Here is a 23,129-nt window from a genome sequence, read left to right as displayed (position 1 = left end):
GCCGGGCGCCAGCCGGCCCTCGGTGCCCCGCCGAGGCCCTGTCGGCCGGCATAAAGCCAGCCCCACCAGGTTCTCTGCGCGCCCCCGGCAAATACCCTGCAGGGCCGGGTTTATCCCGGCCAAGGCCGGCGTAAGGCCGGCCCCACAAGGGTTCAGTGTCCTGTCAGGCAGGGTAGATAACGTTTTCCTTGTCCACCACGAACCCACCCGGCGACCCGCCGCGGCCAGAAAATACACTGACCGCCCTACCGGCGAAGCGTCGCCCTGGCCGCCAGCACCACGCCCAGCGCCGCCACCCCCAGCCCACCCGCCAGCAGAAACAGCCCTGGATAGCCAAGCAGTTTGGCCAGCACGCCACTGAACGCGCCCACGATGCCGCCGAGCAGCAGCTGCACCGAGGCCTGCAGGGTGAAATCGGCGCCCTCGTGCTCCGGGCGGCACTGACGCATCATCGCGGCGAACAGCACCACGGTGGACAGGCCATCGGCGAACTGCTCGAACAGCGCCACGGCGTACACCGGCGCCACCTCGGCCCGCCCGACCAGCAGCGCCATGCCGGTAATGCCGACAGCCTGCAAAACACCGCCGAGCAGCAAGGCGCGCAGCACGCCGAGGCGCGCGTACAGCCAGCCGCCCACCAGCGCCCCGCCAATCCCCACCAGGCTGCTGACCAGGGTGAGCTGTCCGAGTGCCGCCGCGCCCCAGCCCTGGTCGACCAGCATCGGCTTGATCATCGGCGAGCCCAGCGCATCGCCGAGCTTGAAACTCAACAGAACCAGCAGCCACAGCCCCATGCCCGGCAGCGCCAGCAGGCCCCGGTAGTGCCGCCAGGGCAGGGTCACACCCGCCGGCTCGGCAAGCGCGGCGTGGAACGGCAGTACGCGACGTTCGGGGAAGCGCAGCAGCGGAATCAACAGCAGCAGCACCAGCAGACCCAGACCGAGCAGCGTCCATCGCCAGCCCAGGTCATCGGCCACCAGCAGCAGGCCGCTGCCGCCGGCCAGCATGCCGGCCTTGTAACCGCCCACCTGCAGGCTGTTGCCCAGGCCGCGCCAGCGCTCGGGCAACAGGCGCACGGTCAGCCCATCAGTCGCCACGTCCTGGGTGGCCGCCGCCAGGTTGATCAACAGCAGCAGGCCGAGCAGCAGCGGCAACCCGGGGCCGAACAGCTGCGCCTGGGGCAGCCAGGCCAGCGCGATCAGCAACAGTGCCACCCCGGCCTGCAGCGGCAGGATCCAGCCGCGCCGATGGCCGAGCGGCGAGCCGCCCAGACGGTCGACCCACGGCGCCCACAGCACCTTGAGCAACCAGGGCAGCGCCAGCAGCTTGAGCAGGCCGATCAGCGCCAGATCGACGCCGTGCTGGCGCAGCAGCACCGGCAGGGCGTGGGCCATCAGACCGGAGGGCAGGCCTTGGGCGACATACAGCGCGGCCAGCAGCGTCAGGGTCGAAGGCAGGGGATAGCGGAGCGGGGACATGGGCGCGGCATCGGGTGAAAGGATGCCGAACATACCGGCAAACGCCATCGGTCGGAATGGCGGGCAGGGAGGAGGGAACCTCGCCTCCGCTGGCCGGGATAAACCCGGCCCTACAGGTAATCTCAGGCTGCACAGGTGAATCCCGGCTACGCAAGGACCAACCGGGCACCGACCGCCGACCGAATGCCCCGGCACGCCACTCGGAAAAGCGGGTAAAATGCCCGCCCTCCACGTTCACCCGAGCCGTCGCCCGATGTCCCAGCCCTTCCGCCCCGAGCTGCTGTCCCCCGCCGGGACGCTCAAGTCCATGCGCTACGCCTTCGCCTACGGCGCCGATGCGGTGTATGCGGGTCAGCCGCGCTACAGCCTGCGGGTACGCAACAACGAGTTCGATCACGCCAACCTGGCGCTGGGCATCGCCGAGGCCCACGCGCAGGGCAAGCAGTTCTACGTGGTGGTCAACATCGCGCCGCACAACGCCAAGCTGAAGACCTTCATCAAGGACCTGGAGCCGGTGGTGGCCATGGGGCCAGACGCGCTGATCATGTCCGACCCGGGGCTGATCATGCTGGTGCGCGAGCACTTCCCGCACATGCATGTGCACCTGTCGGTGCAGGCCAACGCGGTGAACTGGGCCAGCGTCGAGTTCTGGCGGCGCCAGGGGCTGACCCGCGCCATCCTGTCCCGCGAGCTGTCGCTGGAGGAAATCGGCGAGATCCGCGAGCAAGTGCCCGGCATGGAGCTGGAGGTGTTCGTACATGGCGCGCTGTGCATGGCCTATTCGGGCCGTTGCCTGCTGTCCGGCTACATCAACAAGCGCGACCCCAACCAGGGCAGCTGCACCAACGCCTGCCGCTGGGAGTACAAGACCCACGAAGCCAAGGAAAACGAGCTGGGCGAGGTGGTGCATCAGTACGAGCCGATCGCCGTGCAGCCGGCCAATGCGACCCTGGGGGTCGGCGCGCCGACCGACGAGGTGTTCCTGCTCGAAGACGTGACCCGCCCCGGCGAGTTCATGGAGGCCACCGAGGACGAGCATGGCACCTACATCATGAACTCCAAGGACCTGCGCGCCGTGCAGCACATCGAACGCCTGGTGAAGATGGGCGTGCACTCGCTGAAGATCGAGGGCCGCACCAAGAGCCACTACTACGTGGCGCGCACCGCCCAGGTGTACCGCCAGGCCATCGACGACGCGGTCGCCGGCCGGCCGTTCGACAAGTCGCTGATGGATACCCTGGAATCACTGGCCCACCGCGGCTACACGGAAGGCTTCCTGCGCCGTCACGTGCATGACGAATACCAGAACTATGAGCGCGGCTTCTCGCTGTCCGAGCGCCAGCAGTTCGTCGGTGAACTGACCGGCGAGCGCAGGAATGGGCTGGCCGAGGTCAAGGTGAAGAACCGTTTCGCCCTCGGCGACCGACTGGAACTGATGACCCCGCAGGGCAACCTGAACTTCCACCTCGAAGCGCTGGAGACGGCCACCGGCGAGCGCCGCGACGTGGCGCCGGGCGATGGCCACACCCTGTACCTGCCTGTGCCGGAGAGCGTCGACCTGCAATACGCCCTGCTGATGCGCGACCTGCAGGGCGGCAGCACGCGCGGCTGATTACGCGGGGGCCGGGCGGTCAGCGCTTGTTCTGGCCGCCAGCAGGGCCACCGTAGGAGCGAATTCATTCGCGAGCTTTGGGTGTCGGCCTGCAACAAAGACTCGCGGATGAATCCGCTCCCACACCAGCAGCCAGCGCCGATCGGCCCTGCGGGAGAGACTTACAGCTGGTAGTCGCCCGCCGCTTCCGGCTGGTATTCGACTTCCAGCAGCGTCAGCGTCAGGGTCTTGCCGCCCGGCGCCGGCCACTCGATCTTCTGACCGGTGGTCAGGCCGAGCAGTGCGGTGCCCACCGGCGCCAGCACCGAGACGGTGCCTTCCTTACCGGCGTTCTGCGGATAGACCAGGGTCAGGTGATAGTCCTTGCCGGTGCTCTCCTCGCGGCAATGCACGCGGGAATTCATGGTCACCACCCCCGCCGGCACCTCATCGTGACCGACCACCGTGGCGCGCGACAGCTCCGCCTCCAACGCCTCGGCGGCCGGGGTGTATTCCTCCAGACTGTCCAGCAGCTTTTCCAGACGCTGCATATCGAGGCGGGTGACGGTGATCGAGGGTGCGCTGCTCATGGCCTGCTGCTGACTCCTTGGTTGTTCGTTCGCTGAATACGGAAAAGCAAAAACCCCGCCGAAGCGGCTGTGTGAACGAGCAAGCGAAGTGAGGCCGGAGGGGCCGATGCGTCGTATGCGCAGTGTCACACAGCCTGGAAGGCGGGGTTTGCGTACCGGACTGAACCTACCATAGCCGGACAAATAAGCAAGGGGACCGGGTTACAGGGCCTCGAAGGCCAGCGCCTCGCCCGCCTGCTCCTGAACCACGCGGCCGAGCAGCTCGCCCAGCCGCTCGCCGCTGGTATCGCAGATCCAGCGCTCGCTGATCTGGTCGTAGTCGAAATGGAAACCGCCGGAACGGGCCGCCACCCAGAGCTGACGCAGCGGTTCCTGGCGACTGAGGATCAGCTGGCTGCCGTTCTCGAAGCGCACGGTGAGCACGCCGTTGCTGTTTTCCAGGTCGACGTCCAGGCCACTGTCATCGAACACATCCTCGACATCCTGCTGCAGATGGTCGACCAGATCGTGGAAACGGGCTTCACTCAGCGTCATGGCACTCTCCTCAAATGCGCGCAAGGATGGCCGGTGCCCGACTCGCCGGCAAGTCCCGGCGCGGCGCATAGGCAAGCCAACAGGGGGCCGGTATACTCCGGCGCAATCACCGCCTTTACAAGGATTTCCGCCATGAAGCGCCTGTTGCCATCGCTCCTGGTGCTCTTCGTGTTCAGCGTGGGTCTCAGTGGCTGCGGTCAGAAGGGTCCTCTGTACCACCCGGACGAGCCAAACGCCGGGCACAGCAAGGACCGGTTCGAATTCTAGAGCCCGGAGCCCGGCACGCGGGCCCGGTCAGCCCAGGAGGCTGCATGCAACCCTTCAACTACCGCGACAACGTACTGTTCGCGGAAGGCGTGGCTCTGCCCGCCATCGCCGAGCGCTTCGGCACCCCCACCTATGTCTATTCCCGCGCCCACATCGAGGCCCAGTATCGCGCCTACGCCGATGCGCTGGTCGGAATGGCGCATCTGGTGTGCTTCGCCGTCAAGGCCAACTCCAACCTGGGCGTGCTGAACGTACTGGCGCGCCTGGGCGCCGGCTTCGATATCGTCTCGCGCGGTGAACTGGAGCGCGTGCTGGCCGCCGGCGGCGAGCCGGGCAAAATCGTGTTCTCCGGGGTCGGCAAGAGCCGCGAGGATATGCGCCGCGCCCTGGACGTAGGCGTGCACTGCTTCAACGTCGAATCCGCCGAAGAACTCGAACGCCTGCAGGACGTGGCCGCCAGCCTGGGCAAGCGCGCGCCGATCTCCCTGCGTGTGAATCCGGACGTCGACGCCGGCACCCACCCGTACATTTCCACCGGTCTCAAGGAAAACAAGTTCGGCATCGACATCGCCAAGGCCGAGGCCGTCTACGCTCGCGCCGCCGAGCTGCCGAACCTGGAAATCATCGGCGTGGACTGCCACATCGGCTCCCAGCTGACCAGCCTGTCGCCGTTCCTGGATGCGCTGGATCGCCTGCTGGTGCTGATCGACCGCCTGGCCGAACGCGGCATCCGCATTCGCCACCTGGACCTGGGCGGTGGCCTGGGCGTCCAGTATCGCGACGAGCAGCCGCCGCTGGCCGGAGACTACATCGCCGCGGTGCGCGAGCGCATCGCCGGCCGCGACCTGGCCCTGGTCTTCGAGCCGGGCCGCTCCATCGTCGCCAACGCCGGCGTGCTGCTGACCCGCGTGGAATTCCTCAAGCGCACCGACCACAAGAACTTCGCCATCATCGACGCGGCGATGAACGACCTGATCCGTCCGGCCCTGTACCAGGCCTGGATGGACATCGTACCGGTCGAAAAGCGTGACGCGCAGCCGCAACCCTGGGACATCGTCGGACCGATCTGCGAGACCGGCGACTTCCTCGGCAAGGACCGCGAGCTGGCCCTGGCCGAAGGCGACCTGCTGGCCGTGCGCTCCGCTGGTGCCTACGGTTTCGTGATGAGTTCGAACTACAACACCCGCGGCCGCGCCGCCGAGGTGCTGGTGGATGGCGAACAGGTCCATGAAGTGCGCCGCCGTGAAACCCTGACCGAGCTGTTCGCCGGCGAAAGCCTGCTGCCCAACTGAGGTCATCGCATGCTGCTGCGCTTCACCAAGATGCATGGCCTGGGCAACGACTTCATGGTCCTCGACCTGGTCAGCCAGCACGCGCATATCCAGCCCAAGCACGCCAAGGCGTGGGGCGACCGGCATACCGGCATCGGCTTCGATCAGTTGCTGATCGTCGAGCCGCCCAACGACCCGGACGTGGATTTCCGCTACCGGATCTTCAACGCCGACGGCTCGGAGGTGGAGCAGTGCGGCAACGGCGCGCGCTGCTTCGCCCGTTTCGTGCTCGACAAGCGCCTGACCAGCAAGCGGCGCATCCGCGTGGAAACCAAGAGCGGAGTCATCGAGCTGCGCGTGCGTTCCGATGGCCAGATCAGTGTCGACATGGGCGCCCCTCGCCTGGCGCCGGCGCAGATTCCCTTCCAGGCCGAGGCCGAGGCGCTGAGCTACCGCGTCGAGGTCGACGGACGCGACGTGGAGCTGGCGGCGGTTTCCATGGGCAACCCGCATGCCGTGCTGCGCGTCGACAATGTGGATACCGCCCCCGTGCACGAGCTGGGGCCAAAGCTGGAGCACCATCCGCGCTTCCCGCAGCGGGTGAACGTCGGCTTCCTGCAGATCATCGACCGGCATCAGGCGCGCCTGCGCGTCTGGGAGCGCGGCGCTGGCGAAACCCAGGCCTGCGGCACGGGGGCCTGCGCCGCCGCCGTGGCCGCCATTCGCCAGGGTTGGATGGAGTCGCCCGTGCAACTCGAACTGCCTGGCGGGCGTCTGAGCATCGAATGGGCCGGCCCCGGCCGCCCGGTGATCATGACCGGTCCCGCCATGCGCGTGTACGAAGGACAGATCCGCCTATGACCGAACAGCCCCTCACCCTCGATGCCGAGGCCGTGGCCGAGTACCTGCGCCAGCATCCGGAGTTCTTCGTCGACTTCGAGGAGCTGATCCCCGAGCTGCGCATTCCCCATCAACCGGGCCAGGCGGTTTCGCTGGTCGAGCGCCAGGTCAAGTTGCTGCGTGAGCGCAACATCGAGCTGCGACAGCGGCTCAACCAGCTGATGGATGTGGCGCGCGACAACGACCGCCTGTTCGACAAGAGCAAGCGCCTGGTACTCGCCCTGCTGGATGCCGGCAGCCTCGAGGATCTGGTCAGCGCCGTGGAAGACAGCCTGCGCCACGACTTCCAGGTGCCGTTCGTCAGCCTGGTGCTGTTTCGCGACACGCCCTGCGATGTCGGCCGGATCATGCCGCTGGGCGAAGCGCAGCAGGCCATCGGCGGCCTGCTCAGCGCCGGCCGCGCCATCAGTGGCGCGCTGCGCCCGACCGAGCTGAAATTCCTGTTCGGCGAGGACAGCGAGCAGATCGGCTCCGCCGCAGTCATCGGCCTCGGCAACCAGGGCCAGCTCGGCGTGCTGGCCATCGGCAGTCCCGACCCGCAGCACTACAAGAGCTCGCTGGGCACCCTGTTCCTCGGTTACATCGCCGAGGTGCTGGCCCGCGTGCTGCCGCGCTGCGCCTCGCCGCTGCGCCAGGTGCGCTGACCCGAACCGTGGGAGCGGACTTGTCCGCGAGCTTTTTGCCGCGCGGACAAGTCCGCTCCCACAGGTGCCACCCATGCAAGCCGACCTCGATACCTACCTTGAACAGCTGCGCAGCGAGCGCCAGCTGTCGCCGCACACGCTGGACGGCTACCGCCGTGACCTTGGCAAGGTGCTGGCCTGGTGCGAGCAACGGGGCATCGCCGACTGGTCCTCGCTGACACCGCAACAGTTGCGCCTGCTGCTGGCCGAACTGCACGAGCAGGGCCTATCCGGGCGCAGCCTGGCGCGGCTGTTGTCGGCGGTGCGCGGCCTGTACCGGCATCTGCTGCGCGAGGGCCGTTGCCGTCACGATCCGGCCGTCGGCCTGTCGCCGCCCAAGGGCGAGCGTCGCCTGCCGCGCGTCCTGGATACCGATCGTGCCATGCAGCTGCTGGACGCGTCCGTGGACAACGACGCCATCGCCCGCCGCGACCACGCCATGCTGGAACTCCTGTATTCCTCCGGCCTGCGCCTGGGCGAACTGGTCGGCCTGGACCTGCCCGATCTCGATCTGGACGCCGGCCTGGTGCGCGTCACCGGCAAGGGCGGCAAGACCCGCCTGCTGCCCGTCGGCCGGCAGGCCCGCGAGGCGCTGCGTCTGTGGTTGCGCGAGCGGCCGCACCTGGAGCCGCAGGATGCCGCGCTGTTCGTCGGCGTGCGCGGCGCGCGCATTCACCCGCGCACCGTACGCCAGCAGGTACGCCAGGCCGGTGTCCAGGCGCTCGGCCAGCACCTGCATCCGCACATGCTGCGCCACAGCTTCGCCAGCCACCTGCTGGAATCCTCCCAGGACCTGCGCGCCGTGCAGGAACTGCTCGGCCACGCCGATATCGGCACGACACAGATCTACACCCACCTGGACTTCCAGCACCTGGCCAAGGTCTACGACAGCAGTCATCCCCGCGCCAAGCGCCGTAGAAGCGACGAGCCATGAGCATTGAGCTGATCACCTTCGATCTCGACGACACCCTCTGGGAGGTCGCGCCGGTGCTGGAAAACGCCGAAGCCGCGCTGCGCGAATGGCTGGTCACCCATGCGCCGCGCATCGGCGCAGCGGACGTCGAGCAGCTGTGGCACATCCGCGCCGCGCTGGTGGAAGCCGAGCCAGCGCTCAGGCACCGCATCAGCGAGCTGCGCCGGCGGGTGCTGCTGCGCGCCCTGCGCAACGCGGGCTATGAGGACGAGGAAGCCGGCGAACTGGCCGAGCAGGCCTTCCAGGTGTTCCTGGCCGCCCGGCATCGGGTCAGCCTGTTCCCTGACGTACAGCCGACCCTGGAGGTGCTGGCCAACCGTTATCGGCTGGCGGTGCTGACTAACGGCAATGCCGACGTGCGCCGGCTCGGCCTGGCCGATTATTTCCAGTTCGCCCTGTGCGCCGAGGAGCTGGGTGTCGGCAAGCCCGATCCGCTGCCGTTTCGCGAAGCGTTGCGCCGCGCCGGGGTCGAGGCCAGCCAGGCGGTGCATGTCGGCGATCACCCGCGCGACGACATCCAGGGCGCCCGCGCCGCCGGCCTGCGCGCCGTCTGGTACAACCCGCGCCGTTGCGCCTGGTCCGACGCCATCGAGCCGGATGCGCAGATCCATCGCCTCGACCAGTTGCCGGCACTCCTGGCACGCTGGTCGGGCCACTGACCGTCCCACCTAAAGCGCGCCCGGGCGCTGCCGATACGCTGAAACCAGCGGGGCGCTCTCCTTTCGTGCACAGCGCAATGCAGCCTTCCGTCTAGAGTCATGGCGTTTGGCTATTAGACGGCGCTATGCTTGCCCCATGAGTTGAAGGAAGGGCCGATGAGTAAAGTCAGTGTTCTCATAGTGGATGATGCAGCGTTCATCCGCGATCTGGTGAAGAAGGGCCTGCGCGTCCATTTCCCGGGAATCCGCGTCGAAGAAGCCGCCAATGGCCGCAAGGCCCAGCAGTTCCTGAGCCGCAACAGCGTCGACCTGATCCTCTGCGACTGGGAAATGCCGGAAATGTCCGGCCTGGACCTGCTCAACTGGTGCCGCAGTGAAGAAGGCCTGAAGAAAACACCATTCATCATGGTCACCAGCCGCGGCGACAAGAGCAATGTCGTGCAGGCGGTGCAGGCCGGCGTCAGCGATTACATCGGCAAGCCCTTCACCAGCGAACAGCTCCTGTCCAAGGTCAAGAAGGCCCTGCAAAGCACAGGCCGCCTCGATGACCTGCAATCCCAGGCCGTGCCCGGCTTCACCAGCACCCTGGTCAACGACTCCCTGAGCGCCCTCACCGCCGGTCGACCCGCTGCTCCGGCCACCCCGACTCCTCCCGTCGCCAGCCCGGAGCCGGCCGCTGAAGCCCCGGCTGCCGCGACTCCAGCCGAGCCCGAACCCCGGCCGAAACCGGCGCCCAAGGCTGCCGAGCCCGCCAAATCCGCCAACGGCCGCTCGCGCGGGCAATTGCGCCTGTCCAGCGGTACGCTGCCCTGCCTGATCAAGGCGCTCAGCCTCAAGGATGCCTCGCTGCTGATCAACCGCGCCGGACTGATTCCCCAGGTGCTGGAAAGCGCCGTACTGGACCTTCAGCATGGCGAAGACAGCGATGTCGCCCGGCTCAACGGCTATGTGCACGCCATCGCCGCCGCCGAGCCCAAGCCGACCAGCGAGTGGCTGCAGCTGATTGTGCGTTTCGTCGACAGCGACCCGCAGAAGCTCGAATACCTGTCCCGACAGATCGCCCGCGGCACCGCCCAGCGGCACTTCGTGCCCGGCGGCTGAGGCGCCCGCCCAAAGGGCTCGCGGACAAGTCCGCTCCCACGAAGCGCGGCCGGCGCGCACCTGTGGGAGCGGACTTGTCCGCGAGCTTTTCGTATAACACCGGCGCTCCGTAAAGCCGAGCCTTTCACACCCTGACGCCCTGGCAGTCGCAACCGGACACCGGCCTCGCTAGTCTCTCGACTCGATCCCTCGCATCCACCTGACGCCATGCCGCTTCGCCTGTTCGTCATCGCCGCCCTGCTGGGCACCACCGCCCAGGCCAGCAACCTGACGGTGTACAAGTACACCGATGCCGCCGGCGTGGTCACCTACAGTGACCGCGCCATCCCCGGCGCGGCCGTGCTGCGGCTCAACGACGACGTCGAGGAAAAGCTCGAAGCACGGGTGCATCTGGACATCAGTCGCCACGCCGCCGGCGAAACCCTGCGGGTACATAACGAACTGTATGCGCCGGTGCAGATCGAGCTGAGCCTCGAGGACGTCGACAACGCCATCGGCGCGCCGGATCAGCCGATCCGCTGGATCCTGCCGCCACGCAGCCACATCCGCCTGGTCACCCTCGCGCCCCGTGATCCCATCCGCCCGCTGAGCTATACCCCGCGCCTGCGCCACGTGCTGGGCGATCCGCGCCTGCTGCCGACCCAGAGCCGTTACCCGCTGCCCTGGCTGGGCGGCCCGTTCCGCCTCAGCCAGGGGCCGAACGGCCGCTACAGCCATTTCACCGCCAAGGGACGCCATGCGGTGGATATCGCCATGCCCATCGGCACACCGATCCTCACCGCCCGCGCCGGCGTGGTGGTCAGCCTGGAAAACCAGCAGAGCGGCCGGGGCGGCAACCCCTCCGGCAACTACGTGCGCATCCTCCACGACGACGGCACCATGGGCGTCTACCTGCACCTGCAACAGGGCTCCGTGCGCGTACGCGAGGGCCAGCGCGTCGCCCAGGGCCAGCCTATCGCCCGTTCCGGCAACACCGGCAACAGCACCGGCCCGCACCTGCATTTCGTCATCCAGCGCAACGTCGGCATGGCGCTGGAATCCATACCCTTCGCCTTCAGCCAGCCAGTGGACCGGCTGCCGAATTTCGCGATGGGTGGGGAGTAGATGCCGCAAACCTGTAGGGCCGGGTTTATCCCGGCCGACGGGGTAGGGGGCGATACCGTGGCGCAGGCCTTGGCTCCGCAGTGCGGCGTAAAGCCGGCCCTACAGGAACAGGCGCAGTCCGCTCTGCTGGCCATCTGCAATTATTTTCAAAAAACATTTAAGCCCCCTGACGAAAGCGTCGCCTTGAAGGTTTAGCGGGCAATCGAAGCCAGCTTTCCAAAGACAGATTTCTCTGAAGGAGGCCCAACATGGCCATCTCGATTCATACCAACTACGCCGCTCTGCTCACCCAGACCAACATGGGCAAGACCAACAACGCGCTGGGCACCAACCAGCAGCGTCTGGGTACCGGCTACCGCGTGAACAGCGCTGCCGACGACGCCGCCGGCCTGCAGATCGCCACCCGCCTGAACGCCCAGGGCCGCGGCCAGATGGTCGCCCAGCGCAACGCCCAGGACGGTATCTCCTTCCTGCAGACCGCCGAAGGCGGCCTGAACGAATTCACCAACATCGTGCTGCGCATGAAGGACCTGGCCATCCAGGGCGCCAACAGCATCAACAGCACCAGCGAGTACAACGCTCTGAACGCCGAGTTCGGCGCTCTGAACGCCGAGCTGCAGAACATCGTCGACAACACCAGCTACGGCGCGGGCAACAACCTGTTCACCGACAAGCTGACCGGCACCCTGACCCTGCAAATCGGCGCCGCCTCTGCCGAGAACATCACCGTTGCGTTCACCGGCATCACCGACGTGACCGTCGCGACCGGTGACGTGTCCGACCAGGCTGCTGCTGCCGCCACCATCGACGAGCTGGATACCCTGCTGACCGCCGTTGGTAGCGCCCGTGGCGAGATGGGTGCCTACATCAACCGTCTGAACCACACCATCAACAACCTGGCCAACATGGCCGACAACACCAACACCGCCATGGGCCGCATCATGGACACCGACTTCGCTGCCGAGTCGACCAAGATGACCAAGAACAACATGCTGATGCAGTCCAGCGTCGCCATGCTGAAGCAGACCAGCCAACTGGGCGGTCTGGCCCTGTCCCTGCTGGGCTAAGCAATACGCGGTTCGGACCCTCGAAAGAGGATCCGATTTCTGCAAAAAACCCCGCTTCGGCGGGGTTTTTTATTGGGCCGGATTTGTGAGGCGGTTCACATACCTTGCCTTTCGTCAGCTCGCCCGGGGTGTGCCGGCAGTTACCGGAACGAACCTTGCTAAATGCCATGACAAGAATCGGTTCTCGGTTTTTTTGACGCCCACCTCACAGAATCCATCGCCATGAACCTTCACAGCCCCTCGATTCGCGACCTCATCCGCCTACGCACCGGCCAAGGTGAGGGTCACCTACTCTTCCAGGCGCGACAGTTTCAGTTGCGCCAAGCGGGGAGCGGTCAACGCATTGAGCTGGGTTATGCCGGCAGCCGGGTGCTGGAACGCCTGCTGCGCAGCCCGGGCGAAGTGGTGAGTCGCGAGGAATTGCTGGAGTACGGCTGGACCGACCGGGTGGTCAGCCAGGGCAGTCTTAACCAGCAGATCTATGTGCTGCGGCAGATTCTCGGCGACGAGAAGGGCCGGCAGATCATCCAGACCCTGCCGCGCCGGGGGTATCTGTTCAATCCAGAGTTTATCGAAGCGGATAGCGTGGAGGCTGCGCTGCCGGAAGTGAGCGTTCTGCCGCCTATCACCCAGAGCAAGGGCACGCGCCGTGCACTGCCGAACTGGATGAAACTGGGTGGCCTGCTGGCGCTGACGCCCTTGCTGGCCACCTGCGCGGCGCAACTGTAGGGCGGTCAGCGTTTTTCTGGCCACCGAGGGGCAATCCGTAGCGGTGGACAAGGAAAGCCTTGTCCTTCCCACAACCTGAGACGCCTTGGCTGCGGGCCGAAGCCAAGAGCTCGCGACTGAAGTCGCTCCTACAGGGTCCGTGCGTGGTTCCCGCTTTGGGTGATCTGTTCCGGCCGACGGCGGTGGTAGCCAACCGGCAGCCGGAACAGCGCCGACCGCCCTTGTATCTCGACTAGCGACCTTTTTGAGGCGATAGTCCCCGACTGATCATCGGGGGAAGGGAGTGCAAGACGCGACCGCCCTAGGGCTTCGAGCCTGCGACGTAGAGAGTTCTGCCCCCTTCCACACTCATCCGCCAAGTCCGAACGGTATCCAGGGCCCGCCCGTGGCGTGAGCTCGCATAAGCAAGGTTGGACCGGATGCAGTGATGATCCTGTCATCGTTTCACGCCAGGAGTTCAACATGGTCGCCGTTGTGGGCATCGACGTTGCCAAACACACCTTCGATATCGCCACCCTTCAGCCCAACGGCAAGTACCGCACACGCAGCAAGCTGGCCAACGATCCCAGCGGCTTTGCTCAGTTGTGCGAGTGGCTGGAGAAACACGCCGGTCCCGATGCCTGGGTCGTCATGGAGGCTACCGGCATTTACCACGAGGCGTTAGCCAACTGCCTGTTCGAGCAGGGCTATCGCGTCAGCGTGGTCAATCCGGCGCAGATCGCCGCTTATGCCAAGACCCAGCTGTCGCGGGGCAAGACCGACAAGACGGATGCCAAGGTGATTGCCGGCTTCGGTCAGGACCAACTGGCCAAATCGCGGCTGCGACTCTGGCAACCTGAACCGCCGGCCCAGAAGCGTCTGCGCGCGTTGGTGCGCCGTCTGGCGGACCTGCGCGAAATGGAGCAGATGGAGCGCAATCGTCTGGAGAGCGCCGACGCGAATATCCAGGACTCGATCCACACCGTGCTGCGCCACATCGAGGAGGAAATCCGCCGCACCCTGAAGGCCATCGAGGAGCACATCGACAACGATCCCGACCTGCGCCAACGCAAGGAGCTGCTGGTGAGCATCAAGGGCTTCGGCGATCAGACAGCCGCCCTGCTCCTGGGCGAACTGGGCGATCCGCTGGCGTTTCGCAGCGCCAAGGCCGTGGCGGCTTTTGCCGGGCTGACGCCCAAACCGAACCAATCAGGGGAGCATCAGGGGCCGACGCCCATCTCGCGCATCGGCTCGGGCTTCCTGCGCAGCCGGCTGTACATGCCGGCGATTTCGGCCATGCAGCACAACCCCGCCATCAAGGCCCTGGCGAAGCGCCTGAGGAGCCGTGGCAAGCGCGGCAAACAGATCGTCTGCGCGGCGATGCGCAAGCTGCTGCACATCGCCTATGGGGTGCTCAAATCTGGCCAGCCCTTCGACCCCGAATTGGCGCTTGCGCGGTAGTGGGCAAGACGGTATCTACGAACCGGACGGCGCCAGCTGGCGGTTCAGCTTCGCCTGCGGATAGGCCTCGCCGAACAGTTCGCGGTACAGCACCTCGGCCCGCTCGGTCAGCAGCAGCAGCTCGATGCGGCGGTTGATGCCGTCGGTGGGTTCCAGCGGATTGAGCGGCATCACGTCGGCCAGGGCGGTGACCTGCAGGATGCGCTCGCCGGGCAGGCCGGCCTGGACCATCACGTTGCGCGCCACCAGGGCGCGGTCGCCGGACAGGTTCCAGTTGTTGTACAGCGCGCTGCGCCGGTACTGGGTGGCGTCGGTGTGGCCGCTGATGATGATGCGGTTTTCCACCTTGGAAAGCACATCCGCCAGATTGCTCAGCAGCACCTTGAACTGCGGATTCAGCTTGGCGCTGCCGCGCTCGAACATGTAGCGCTGCTCGTCGTCCTTGATCAGGATGCGCAGCCCCTGCGGCACCACCGCCACTTCCAGGTTGGTCAGCGCATCCAGCTTGCCGGACAGCACGTCGATCAGCTCGGCCAGTTGCTCCAGTTCCTGACGGGTGCGATAGATCTTGCTCGGAACGGGTTCCTCGATCTGCTCGTCCGCCTTCTTCTCTTCCGGCTGCGGCTCCGGTTGCGACGGCTTGGCCTCCAGCTCCACCGGGGCGTCAAAGCCGTCGAAGATGTTGATCATGCCCTCCATCAGCGGGTTGCTGACCGGATCCTCGGCGGTGATCGGCGACGAGGATTTGCTCGGGTTGATGATCCACAGCACCATGAACAGCGCCATCATCGCCAGGGTGAAGTCGGCGAAGGCAACCTTCCAGGCGCCGCTATGGGCTTCGTCATGGCTCTTCTTGCTGCGTCGCCTGACGACGATTTCCTTCTCGCCATCGCGCTTCTTCTTCAGGCTCATGCCGCGTCCCGCTCTTCTTCATAGCGGTTGACCCAGGCTTCCAGCTGGCTGAAGGCGGGCTTGACGTCCTGCTCGATCAGTTTGCGACCGGCGTCCACCGACAGCAGGGTGGGCTTGCCGGCGACGTGGGCGACCAGGGTGGTGCGCACGCATTCCAGCGCCGAGATTTCGGTGCGCACGCGCTGGCTCATGGCAGTGGCGAGCGGCTGGAACACGCAGTAGCAGAAGAAGATGCCCAGGAAGGTGCCGACCAGCGCGGCCGCCACGCTCAGGCCCACGTCGGCCACCGAACCGCCGATGTTGCCCATGGTGATGATGATGCCCATGATCGCCGCGAGGATACCGAAGCCGGGCATGGCTTCGGCGACCTGGTTGAGCGAGCGGGCCGGCAGCAGCAGGGCCTCCTCCATGGCTTCCAGTTCCTGTTCGAGGAAGCCTTCCAGCTCGTGGGCGCTGATCTTGCCCATGGCCATCAGACGGAAGTTGTCGGCGATGAACGCCATCAGGTTGGGCTCGGCGATGATCAGCGGGTACTTGCCGAACACGCTGCTCTGCTGCGGTGCCTCGATATGTTCGTCGAGCACCTTGAGGCCGCCGATCTCGACCATCTCCAGCAACTCGTAGAGCAGCATCAGCAGCTGGCGCTGGAATTCCTCGCCACGGCGCTTGTAGACGATGACGCCCTTGGCCTGCTTGGCCATTTCGATCAGCACTTCCTTGGGGTTGCCGACCACCAGGCTGCCGAACGCGGCGCCCACGATGATGAGCAGCTCCGCCGGTTGCCAGAGCATGGCCAGGTCGCCACTGGCGAGTGCGTAGCCGCCCAGGACACAGGCGACGATGATGAGAGATCCGAGAATTTTCTGCATGACGGGCTCGTTCAGTTAGGCTCGTTCAACAAGGTGCAGGCCCGCTGGATGGCCTGCTTGATCAGCTGGCAGATACGTGCGTCGCTGAGTTCCAGAACCAGCGCGATCTCCTTGAGGCTGAGTTCGTGCTGGTAATACAGGGTCAGGACCAGTTGCTCGCGTTCCGGCAGCCGGCCCAGAACCTGGGCCAGCAGACGCTCGCGTTGCACCTGCTCCTCGAAACCGTTGTCGCCGAAGCGGCCCTCCTGGCCGGCCTGCAGCAGGCCGTCGAGGCTTTCGATGGCCTCGCAGGACAGGTCCACCAGATAGCTCTGGTAGGCCTCCTCGCTCAGGCCGGTGTGCGCGACGATTTCCTCGTCGCTGGGTTCGCGCCCCAGCCGACGGGTCAGTTCGCGCACCGCGTCACGCAGCTTGTGGGTCTGCTGGCGCACCGGACGCGGCCGCCAGTCCTGGCGGCGCAACTCGTCGAGGATGGCGCCGCGCACCCGCAGGCTGGCAAAGCGGGGAAAGCTGTCATCCGGCTCGCCATAGCGGCGCAGGCTGTCGAGCAGCCCCAGCAGGCCGATCTGCTCCATGTCTTCGCGATCCAGCGCGGAGCTGGCCTGCAGCGACAGTTGGCTGACGATGCGCTTGACCAGCGGCAGGTACTTGAGCAGCCAGCGCTGCTCATCCTGCGGCGCGAGCAACGCGGGCTCGGGATGCGGAACGGTCTCGGCAGCGCAGGAGGCATTCATGGCTATTGGGCCAGTAGTTTGTTAACCAGCAGATGCTCGAAGGACACCCGCAGGTTGCGCTCGACGATGTCCTGACGCAGCGCCTCTTCGAGCAACAACTGCAGCTCGGCGATACTCAGGCTACGCACCACTTCGTAACGCATGCCCGACAGGCGGGCGACCACCGAATTGCGCACCACCGGCGCGAACTGCTGCAGTGCCTTCTTGTCGATCTCGGCGCTGGCCTGCACGGCCAGGTCGATCACCAGGTAGTGCTCGCGCTGGTTGCCGCGCAGATTGACGTAGATCTTTTCCACATTCAGAAACTGGAAATCGGTCAGGTCGACCGCGTCGCGCCGCGCCGGCCGCTCGGTTCTCTCGCCGCCGATGGCAAAGAAATCCTCGATGGACTGCTTCCAGAAGAAATTTACGGCGGTACCACCGGCGACCAGCAGGATATTCAGCACCAGGAGCGAAACGACAACGCGGGACGACATACTTTTACTCTTGCAAGGGATCGGAAGGCATCAAACCGTGGCCAGCACATCGCGCGGTGCGGTGCGGCTGATCGGCTCGCTGTCATGCAGCGGATTGCCGCGCACCAGTGCCTCGCTGGAACCTCCCTGGTCCTGGCGGGACTGCTGTCCCGAACGGCCGTCGCCGCCCACCTGCACGTTGACCTGCACGAACTGCTGGGTCAGCAGTTCATGGCGCAGCCGGTCACTGGTTTGCTGTAGCAATCTCAGGGTATCGGCCTGGGCAGCGTTGATTTGAACGCTGATTTTTCCGGACTCCTGGCTGACCTGGATTTCCAGGCTGCCCAGCTCCGGGGGATCGAGGCGGATGGTGGCCACCTGCTGACTCTGCTGGACCTGCAACTGCACGTTCTGGCGCAACGCCTGCAGCATCTGTTCGCCACGCTGAGCGTCGTTGCCCTCCAAGCGCACCAGGCGTTCGGCAACCGCGCCCGTCGGAGCGCTTGTCGAGGTGCCACCACTGGCAGGCGCCGCATCGCTCAGCGGACGCGCGGCGCTGACGGCGGACAACGACTCCAGTGGAGCCTGGCTTTCGCCGCTGCCCAGCACCATGGGTGCTTCTGCGCGCGTCGCCGCGAACGGGCCTGCCGTGTCGGGGCGCGGCTGCGGTTGCAGCTGCGCGGGCAGCGGCTGCGCCTCGGCAGCGCCTGCCGCCTGCCTGGCGAGCATGTCAGCCTGCGCCAGCATTTCGCCCGGTGCCGAGGCGCGACTGACAGGCGCCTGAGGCATCTGCTGGGCCTGCACCTGCTGTTGCTGCTGGGCGGCCAGCAGGCCGAGCAGCGCTTCGGCCTGTTCGGGGCCCTGGTCCGGGGAAACGGTTTCTATCGGCGGCATCTGGGTCGCAGTGGCCGGAGCCGGCTGATCCGCCGACAGGTTCGTCAGGCTGCTGAGGAGCGCCTGCAACTCGGCGTCGAAGGGCAGCGCTTCAGGCGTCGCGCCTTCCTGCCGACCGGCGGAAGCGGCCGGGGCTTGCGCCGCTGCAACCGTCGCTCCCTGTTGCAGCAGGGGATTCTCGGGCATCGGCTGGGCATTGCCGAGTTGCGTCGCTGTAGTCACCGCAGGCTCTCCACCCAGGCGTAGGCGCTCGGGCCGTCCGCGGGTTGTTCGGAATGGTTCATCAGGATGCGCAAGCGCTGGCATTCGTCCTGGCAGCGTTGCAACGCCAGGCCGTGGATCTGCTGGACCTCGCGGCAAGCGACCAGCACCGCCTCCGGAAGCGGCTCGCGGCGCCGCAGGTCGATCAGCAGTTCGCGAAGCGCCGAGTCGACCGCCTTGAGATCGTCCCAGGCCTCGCGGTGCAGCACCTGCTCGAAACGCACACGCAGGTCGAGCAGGCGTTGCAGGTCATCGGCGGGCGTCACGCACGCCCTCCCAGCCTTCGCGCAGTTCGCGCAACAAACCGACCACCTCGTCGACGCCTTCCAGCGACAGGGTCACGCTGACGTCGGTCAGGCGGTAGATCATGTAGTCATACAGGCGCGCCAGGCCGGTCACCACGTCGCCACCGCTGTCGAAATCCAGCGCGCTGGACAGGCCGTTGAGAATGTTCACGCATTTCTCGACGGACCGGCCTTTCTCCAGATAACGCTTGGCCTCGATATGGCCACGCATACGCTCCAGTTCGTCGAGCAGGCCGTCGAAAAGCACCAGCACCAGATCGTAGGGCGAAGCGGCGGCGACCCGGGATTCCAGGTCGACCATGCGGTAGCTGTCGTAGGTGTCTTCTTGGTACATGGCGATTCCGTATCAGGTGAAGTACAGACTGGAGGTCTGGTTCATCTGGTTCATGATGGTGACCAGGTTGGTGTACTGCGACAGGTAGCGCTGGTAGAGGTTGTCGTACTGGGTGTCGACGCGCTCGCGCTCCTTCTCGACCCGCTTGAGCGAGTCGGCGATGGTGTCCTTGCGGTTCTTGAGGATGCCGTTGACGCTGCTGGTGTACTTGGCCAGGCCGGTCTCACGATCCAGCAGGGCACCGAGGATGCCCTTGTCGGTGCCGCCGGTTCCCTTGAACAGGGTGTCCAGGGCGCCGGGATTGCTGGCCAGGGTCTTATCCAGGCGAGCGCTGTCCAGGGTCAGGGTGCCTTCGCGAGTGTTGCTGATGCCCAGGGAAACCAGCGAAATCTGCTGGCCATCGACGGTTACGCCCTTGCGGATCAGGTTATCGATCATGCTCTTGATCGAGCGCACCGTGCCGTCGCCGGCCAGCGGGCCGCGCTTGCTGTCTTCCGAGCCGCTGGCAGTCAGCTTCTTCAACTCGCCGGCCAGGGCGTTGTAGGCATCGACGAATTCCTGGACCTTGGCCTTGGTGCCGTCGTTGTCCTGGGCGATGTCGATGGACAGCGGCGCGTCGCCAGTGGCGTGGGCCTTGCTGAAGGTCAGGCTGACACCATCAATAATGTTGTCGTAGGTATTGGAGCTGTTGGTCAGCGCAATACCGCTCGCTTCGTCGGCACCCAGGTAGACAATCGCGTCCTTGGCTGCAGAGAGCTGCTTGGAGCCCAGCGAGGCGGCGGTCGTGGCTTCGTCGGCGCCGTCCAGGCTAAGCGAGATCTTCTGCGCTACACCGGTTTTTTCGCTGGTCAGCACCAGGTTGGTTACACCACCACTACGCACTAGGGTGGCACTGACACCAAGCTTGTTGGTCTTGGCCTGGGCATTGATATCTGCCGCCAGCTTGCTCAGATCCAGGGTGCCGCCGGTCTGGTAGGCAGCATCGGCGAGATCAACCGTTAATCCGGTGGCCTCGGCGTTGCCAGGCTGGCCAATTTGCAGGCTGCCACTCGCCGGCAGGCTTTGCAGGGCAACCTGATCCTTGCTGGCCAACTGCTTGACGAAGAACTGATAGCTGCCGGCCTGCGCCTTGGAGGTCACATTGGCGGTGGCATAGCCCTCGCTGCTCAGCGTGGCCTTGTTCTGCAGGATCGAGCCGCTGACGCTGTTCAGGCTGGTCAGCTTGGTCTGGAAGGTGCTCAGCGCCGAGCTCAGCGAGTTGATCGCGGTCTGCTGCGCGGTGTAGTTGGTCTTGTTGCGATCCAGGCGCGAATAGCTGTACTGGGTATCGTACTGGGCCAGCTGGGTGGCCATGGTATAGGCGTAATTGGAATCGTAAGTCGTCATGTCTGAGCACCTCTAGTCGTAGGCAGGCAATTACGATGCCAAATTGCCACGCATGGATTCATCACCGTTTCCGCGCCATCCGGCTGAAAACCCGCTTCCGCCCGGCTCAGGCGCGGCACAGGGCGGAAAGTCCCTTTCCGGTCGTCCGGTCACGGCATCTGCTTTGTTAGGGCGACCTGCGAAGGAGGGAACTTAAGCGCCAAAAGGCTGACGGGGGAGAAGGGCTGCGTTAATGAAGCAGCCGCAGGTAGCGCTCACGGACCAATCCGCTCCCACGGAAGCGGCGGTGCGCGGACTTGTGGGGCCGGGTTTATCCCGGCCGACAGGGCTGGGAAGCACAGCAAAGGTACGGGAATGCAACTTCGCTGGCCGGCGTAAAGCCGGCCCCACAGGGTTCAGTAGCCCTGCTGACCGTAGACGGTGGCTTCCTGACCGGCGCCGGTCAGCAGCTGACTGAGGATTTCGTTATGCATCGCCAGCAGCCGGCCATTGCGCTCGTTGCGCTGCCGGCAGTCGTGGGCGATTTCGCCGAGACGCTGCCACTTGCGGGTCAACGCGTCACGCTGGGGCGCCGGGTAGGCGGCCAGCAGGCGGGCCATGCTCGGGGCGTCCACCGCCAGGCCGAAGGCAGCGAGAATCTTGCTGCGCCGCGCGTCGCGCTCGGCGATGGCGGCCAGCCAAGGATCCAGGCGCCCGTTCAGCGCCTCGATGGCCAGGCCATCATGGGCCAGCAGGCGCTCATGCAGCTCGTCCAACAACGGCAGCACCTGACCAAAGGCTTCCAGATCGGCGGCGATGTCGCTGGCAATCATCGCCAGCAGCTGGGCCTTCTGACTCACGCCTGCTTACCACCGTGATAGGCCAGGATGCTGGCGGCCAGCGCCTCGGCATCGAGGGGGATTTCGCCGCGCTGCAGGGCCTGCTTGATCTCCTGAACCCGCGCCAGATCCACGTCCGGCAAGGCGTTCAGGCTTTCCTGCAGGGGCTCCAGGCTCATCTGCGGCTCGCCGGTGTGCTGGCGCTCGCGCTTGCCGACCGGCACCTGGGCACGGGCGGTCGCGGTTTCCACGGCGCCGAGCTGGACAGGCTTGAGGGATCGACTGATTTCCATGATGTATTCCAAGAAACGGGTTCGCTTGATTACCAGAGGCGACAAAATTACGGCAAACCTTAAATGCTTTTTTGCAGGGCGAATCAAAAAACCGTCGGATGGCATCCGACTTTGCGCTGCCGGACCTGTTGGAGCGACTTCAGTCACGAGCGCTTGGCGCGGCCCGCATAAAAAACATCGCGGCTGAAGCCGCTCCTACAACAGCGGAGCCGGGCCCGGAGGCGCCTGTGCCGGGTCGCAAACGAAAAACGGAGCCCGAAGGCTCCGCTTTTGGAACAACCCAGCGCTTAGCGCCAGTTGTACAGTTCCTTCTCGGTGATGCGCATCGTTTCGCGCATCTTGTTCAGGAATTCCGTCTGCGATGCATGGATGCGGGTATTCAGGTCGGACTGGGCGGCCACATCGTTGAGCACCTGGTCGGAGGTTTCGCGCAGCGCCTGCAGCACGTCATCCGGGAAGCGCTTGAGGACAGTGCCCTGCTCCAGCAGGACCGGCAGTGCCTTGGCGTTGTTGAAGATGTAGTCGTCCATCATGTCCAGCGCGGCGGCGCGTGCGGCCTCGCTGACGATGGCCTGCAGGTCGGCCGGCAGCTTCTCGTAGGCGGACTTGTTGACCAGCAGCTCGACCAGCGCCTGGGGCTCCTGCCAGGCCGGGAAGTAGTAGTACTTGGCGGCCTTGTTCAGGCCGAAGGCCAGGTCGTTGTACGGGCTGACCCAGTCGGTGGCATCGATGGCGCCGGTCTGCAGGGAGGTGAAGATTTCGCCACCCGGCAGGTTGACGGTGGTTGCACCCAGCTTGGCCAGCACTTCGCCGCCCAGGCCCGGCATGCGGATCTTCAGGCCCTTGAGGTCGTCGACGCTGTTGATTTCCTTGTTGAACCAGCCACCCATCTGCATGGTGGTGTTGCCGGCATTGAACGGCTTCACGCCGTGCACGCCGTAGGCTTCATCCCACAGGGCCTGACCTTCGCCCTTGTGGATCCAGGCGTTCATTTCCAGGGTGGAGAAACCGAACGGGATCGAGGTGAAGAACTGCGCGGCCGGAACCTTGCCCTTCCAGTAGTAGGGGGTGCCGTGACCCATCTCGGCGGTGCCGCGGGAGACCGCGTCGAACACTTCCAGCGCCGGAACCAGCTCGCCGGCGGCGTAGACCTTCACGCTCAGACGGCCACCGCTCATGGTGTTGATGCGCTCGGCCAGACGCTCGGCCGCGGTGCCCAGGCCCGGGTAGTTCTTCGGCCAGGAGGTGACCATCTTCCATTGGAAGGTTTGCGCGGGGGCTGCTGCGGCCTGTTGGGCAGCGGGGGCAGTTTCGTCCTTGCAACCAGCCAGACCCAGCGTAGCAAGCAGGGCAGCGGCGGCGCCGAACAGATGGCGACGATTCATGATGTCTCCCTAGGAGGTCGGACCCTTGCGGGTTGGTTTTTCTGATGGGGGGGTGGCCTGTAGCCAGGCGGCAGGGCTTTTTACCATATCTGACGG

Annotated in this window: 26 protein-coding genes; 12 read left to right on the top strand and 14 right to left on the bottom strand. The window is 65.6% G+C overall.

What is annotated here, in order from left to right:
* Nucleotides 1-245: 245 nt before the first annotated feature.
* Entirely contained in the window at nt 246-1,478 is a 1,233-nt protein-coding gene (locus tag VL129_RS10900) for an MFS transporter (protein WP_325412840.1), read from the bottom strand.
* A gap of 253 nt (nt 1,479-1,731) precedes the next feature.
* On the opposite strand from VL129_RS10900, the gene trhP reads away from it, so the two are divergent.
* Nucleotides 1,732-3,090: a prephenate-dependent tRNA uridine(34) hydroxylase TrhP gene (gene trhP, locus VL129_RS10895; RefSeq protein WP_325412839.1), complete on the top strand. Its 1,359-nt coding sequence runs from the start codon at nt 1,732-1,734 to the stop codon at nt 3,088-3,090.
* A 161-nt stretch (nt 3,091-3,251) separates the two neighbouring features.
* Here the strand turns inward: trhP and rnk are convergent, their stop codons facing one another.
* Nucleotides 3,252-3,659, bottom strand: coding sequence for a nucleoside diphosphate kinase regulator (rnk, locus tag VL129_RS10890; RefSeq protein ID WP_325412838.1), 408 nt, complete (start codon nt 3,657-3,659; stop codon nt 3,252-3,254).
* A 201-nt stretch (nt 3,660-3,860) separates the two neighbouring features.
* Entirely contained in the window at nt 3,861-4,193 is a 333-nt protein-coding gene (gene cyaY, locus VL129_RS10885) for an iron donor protein CyaY (protein ID WP_325412837.1), read from the bottom strand.
* Between the two features lie 132 nt (nt 4,194-4,325).
* On the opposite strand from cyaY, the gene lptM reads away from it, so the two are divergent.
* From lptM to VL129_RS10830, 11 genes are all read left to right on the top strand, one after another.
* Nucleotides 4,326-4,460: an LPS translocon maturation chaperone LptM gene (gene lptM, locus VL129_RS10880; protein WP_027589647.1), complete on the top strand. Its 135-nt coding sequence runs from the start codon at nt 4,326-4,328 to the stop codon at nt 4,458-4,460.
* Between the two features lie 44 nt (nt 4,461-4,504).
* Complete coding sequence (gene lysA, locus VL129_RS10875; RefSeq protein ID WP_325412836.1) at nt 4,505-5,752, top strand: diaminopimelate decarboxylase; 1,248 nt, start codon at nt 4,505-4,507, stop codon at nt 5,750-5,752.
* A gap of 9 nt (nt 5,753-5,761) precedes the next feature.
* Entirely contained in the window at nt 5,762-6,592 is an 831-nt protein-coding gene (gene dapF, locus VL129_RS10870; protein WP_325412835.1) for a diaminopimelate epimerase, read from the top strand.
* Nucleotides 6,589-7,275, top strand: a complete 687-nt coding sequence (locus VL129_RS10865; RefSeq protein ID WP_325412834.1) for a DUF484 family protein — start codon at nt 6,589-6,591, stop codon at nt 7,273-7,275. Before dapF ends, VL129_RS10865 begins: the two co-directional genes overlap by 4 nt.
* 73 nt (nt 7,276-7,348) lie before the next feature.
* Complete coding sequence (gene xerC / locus VL129_RS10860) at nt 7,349-8,248, top strand: tyrosine recombinase XerC (RefSeq protein WP_325412833.1); 900 nt, start codon at nt 7,349-7,351, stop codon at nt 8,246-8,248.
* Nucleotides 8,245-8,946 (top strand): HAD family hydrolase, encoded by a 702-nt coding sequence (locus VL129_RS10855; RefSeq protein ID WP_325412832.1) that lies wholly within the window; start codon nt 8,245-8,247, stop codon nt 8,944-8,946. The genes xerC and VL129_RS10855 overlap by 4 nt, the downstream gene beginning before the upstream one ends.
* Before the next feature lie 156 nt (nt 8,947-9,102).
* Complete coding sequence (locus VL129_RS10850; protein WP_325412831.1) at nt 9,103-10,047, top strand: response regulator; 945 nt, start codon at nt 9,103-9,105, stop codon at nt 10,045-10,047.
* Nucleotides 10,048-10,254: 207 nt separating this feature from the next.
* Entirely contained in the window at nt 10,255-11,151 is an 897-nt protein-coding gene (locus VL129_RS10845) for a M23 family metallopeptidase (RefSeq protein WP_325412830.1), read from the top strand.
* 248 nt (nt 11,152-11,399) lie between these two features.
* Complete coding sequence (locus tag VL129_RS10840) at nt 11,400-12,218, top strand: flagellin N-terminal helical domain-containing protein (protein WP_325412829.1); 819 nt, start codon at nt 11,400-11,402, stop codon at nt 12,216-12,218.
* 222 nt (nt 12,219-12,440) lie between these two features.
* Entirely contained in the window at nt 12,441-12,947 is a 507-nt protein-coding gene (locus VL129_RS10835; protein ID WP_325412828.1) for a winged helix-turn-helix domain-containing protein, read from the top strand.
* A 462-nt stretch (nt 12,948-13,409) separates the two neighbouring features.
* A complete protein-coding gene (locus tag VL129_RS10830) occupies nt 13,410-14,387 on the top strand; it encodes an IS110 family RNA-guided transposase (protein ID WP_325412827.1) in 978 nt (325 codons plus the stop codon).
* A gap of 15 nt (nt 14,388-14,402) precedes the next feature.
* Here VL129_RS10830 and VL129_RS10825 read toward each other — a convergent pair whose 3' ends face one another.
* The 11 genes from VL129_RS10825 to VL129_RS10775 form a co-directional block, all read right to left on the bottom strand.
* The gene (locus VL129_RS10825; RefSeq protein ID WP_325412826.1) at nt 14,403-15,299 is read right to left on the bottom strand and encodes an OmpA family protein; all 897 of its coding nucleotides are present in this window, start codon (nt 15,297-15,299) and stop codon (nt 14,403-14,405) included.
* Nucleotides 15,296-16,168: a flagellar motor stator protein MotA gene (gene motA, locus VL129_RS10820; RefSeq protein WP_325412825.1), complete on the bottom strand. Its 873-nt coding sequence runs from the start codon at nt 16,166-16,168 to the stop codon at nt 15,296-15,298. The genes VL129_RS10825 and motA overlap by 4 nt, the downstream gene beginning before the upstream one ends.
* 11 nt (nt 16,169-16,179) lie before the next feature.
* Nucleotides 16,180-16,902: a FliA/WhiG family RNA polymerase sigma factor gene (locus VL129_RS10815; protein WP_325412824.1), complete on the bottom strand. Its 723-nt coding sequence runs from the start codon at nt 16,900-16,902 to the stop codon at nt 16,180-16,182.
* Nucleotides 16,903-16,904: 2 nt separating this feature from the next.
* Entirely contained in the window at nt 16,905-17,378 is a 474-nt protein-coding gene (locus VL129_RS10810; RefSeq protein ID WP_325412823.1) for a flagellar basal body-associated FliL family protein, read from the bottom strand.
* A gap of 30 nt (nt 17,379-17,408) precedes the next feature.
* The gene (locus VL129_RS10805) at nt 17,409-18,473 is read right to left on the bottom strand and encodes a flagellar hook-length control protein FliK (RefSeq protein ID WP_325412822.1); all 1,065 of its coding nucleotides are present in this window, start codon (nt 18,471-18,473) and stop codon (nt 17,409-17,411) included.
* Nucleotides 18,470-18,778 carry a hypothetical protein gene (locus VL129_RS10800; RefSeq protein WP_325412821.1) on the bottom strand — a complete coding sequence of 103 codons (309 nt, stop codon included), beginning with the start codon at nt 18,776-18,778 and terminating at the stop codon, nt 18,470-18,472. Before VL129_RS10800 ends, VL129_RS10805 begins: the two co-directional genes overlap by 4 nt.
* Nucleotides 18,762-19,151, bottom strand: a complete 390-nt coding sequence (fliS, locus tag VL129_RS10795; protein ID WP_027589633.1) for a flagellar export chaperone FliS — start codon at nt 19,149-19,151, stop codon at nt 18,762-18,764. The genes VL129_RS10800 and fliS overlap by 17 nt, the downstream gene beginning before the upstream one ends.
* 12 nt (nt 19,152-19,163) lie before the next feature.
* Complete coding sequence (gene fliD / locus VL129_RS10790) at nt 19,164-20,537, bottom strand: flagellar filament capping protein FliD (protein ID WP_325412820.1); 1,374 nt, start codon at nt 20,535-20,537, stop codon at nt 19,164-19,166.
* 395 nt (nt 20,538-20,932) lie between these two features.
* Entirely contained in the window at nt 20,933-21,376 is a 444-nt protein-coding gene (locus tag VL129_RS10785) for a flagella synthesis protein FlgN (protein ID WP_325412819.1), read from the bottom strand.
* Nucleotides 21,373-21,648, bottom strand: coding sequence for a flagellar biosynthesis anti-sigma factor FlgM (flgM, locus tag VL129_RS10780; protein WP_325412818.1), 276 nt, complete (start codon nt 21,646-21,648; stop codon nt 21,373-21,375). The genes VL129_RS10785 and flgM overlap by 4 nt, the downstream gene beginning before the upstream one ends.
* 287 nt (nt 21,649-21,935) lie before the next feature.
* The gene (locus tag VL129_RS10775) at nt 21,936-23,033 is read right to left on the bottom strand and encodes a TRAP transporter substrate-binding protein (protein ID WP_325412817.1); all 1,098 of its coding nucleotides are present in this window, start codon (nt 23,031-23,033) and stop codon (nt 21,936-21,938) included.
* Nucleotides 23,034-23,129: the final 96 nt, after the last annotated feature.

The organism is Pseudomonas sp. (genome assembly GCF_035497915.1).
GTDB lineage: Bacteria > Pseudomonadota > Gammaproteobacteria > Pseudomonadales > Pseudomonadaceae > Serpens.
The sequence above is the reverse complement of the archived record's forward strand: the minus strand, read 5'-3'. Positions and strand labels throughout refer to the sequence as shown.

Coding starts and splice junctions, on each gene's coding strand:
- VL129_RS10900 (WP_325412840.1), bottom strand. CDS start 1,478: ATGTCCCCGCTCCGCTATCCCCTGCCTTCGACCCTGACGCTGCTGGCC.
- trhP (WP_325412839.1), top strand. CDS start 1,732: ATGTCCCAGCCCTTCCGCCCCGAGCTGCTGTCCCCCGCCGGGACGCTC.
- rnk (WP_325412838.1), bottom strand. CDS start 3,659: ATGAGCAGCGCACCCTCGATCACCGTCACCCGCCTCGATATGCAGCGT.
- cyaY (WP_325412837.1), bottom strand. CDS start 4,193: ATGACGCTGAGTGAAGCCCGTTTCCACGATCTGGTCGACCATCTGCAG.
- lptM (WP_027589647.1), top strand. CDS start 4,326: ATGAAGCGCCTGTTGCCATCGCTCCTGGTGCTCTTCGTGTTCAGCGTG.
- lysA (WP_325412836.1), top strand. CDS start 4,505: ATGCAACCCTTCAACTACCGCGACAACGTACTGTTCGCGGAAGGCGTG.
- dapF (WP_325412835.1), top strand. CDS start 5,762: ATGCTGCTGCGCTTCACCAAGATGCATGGCCTGGGCAACGACTTCATG.
- VL129_RS10865 (WP_325412834.1), top strand. CDS start 6,589: ATGACCGAACAGCCCCTCACCCTCGATGCCGAGGCCGTGGCCGAGTAC.
- xerC (WP_325412833.1), top strand. CDS start 7,349: ATGCAAGCCGACCTCGATACCTACCTTGAACAGCTGCGCAGCGAGCGC.
- VL129_RS10855 (WP_325412832.1), top strand. CDS start 8,245: ATGAGCATTGAGCTGATCACCTTCGATCTCGACGACACCCTCTGGGAG.
- VL129_RS10850 (WP_325412831.1), top strand. CDS start 9,103: ATGAGTAAAGTCAGTGTTCTCATAGTGGATGATGCAGCGTTCATCCGC.
- VL129_RS10845 (WP_325412830.1), top strand. CDS start 10,255: ATGCCGCTTCGCCTGTTCGTCATCGCCGCCCTGCTGGGCACCACCGCC.
- VL129_RS10840 (WP_325412829.1), top strand. CDS start 11,400: ATGGCCATCTCGATTCATACCAACTACGCCGCTCTGCTCACCCAGACC.
- VL129_RS10835 (WP_325412828.1), top strand. CDS start 12,441: ATGAACCTTCACAGCCCCTCGATTCGCGACCTCATCCGCCTACGCACC.
- VL129_RS10830 (WP_325412827.1), top strand. CDS start 13,410: ATGGTCGCCGTTGTGGGCATCGACGTTGCCAAACACACCTTCGATATC.
- VL129_RS10825 (WP_325412826.1), bottom strand. CDS start 15,299: ATGAGCCTGAAGAAGAAGCGCGATGGCGAGAAGGAAATCGTCGTCAGG.
- motA (WP_325412825.1), bottom strand. CDS start 16,168: ATGCAGAAAATTCTCGGATCTCTCATCATCGTCGCCTGTGTCCTGGGC.
- VL129_RS10815 (WP_325412824.1), bottom strand. CDS start 16,902: ATGAATGCCTCCTGCGCTGCCGAGACCGTTCCGCATCCCGAGCCCGCG.
- VL129_RS10810 (WP_325412823.1), bottom strand. CDS start 17,378: ATGTCGTCCCGCGTTGTCGTTTCGCTCCTGGTGCTGAATATCCTGCTG.
- fliS (WP_027589633.1), bottom strand. CDS start 19,151: ATGTACCAAGAAGACACCTACGACAGCTACCGCATGGTCGACCTGGAA.
- fliD (WP_325412820.1), bottom strand. CDS start 20,537: ATGACGACTTACGATTCCAATTACGCCTATACCATGGCCACCCAGCTG.
- flgM (WP_325412818.1), bottom strand. CDS start 21,648: ATGGAAATCAGTCGATCCCTCAAGCCTGTCCAGCTCGGCGCCGTGGAA.
- VL129_RS10775 (WP_325412817.1), bottom strand. CDS start 23,033: ATGAATCGTCGCCATCTGTTCGGCGCCGCCGCTGCCCTGCTTGCTACG.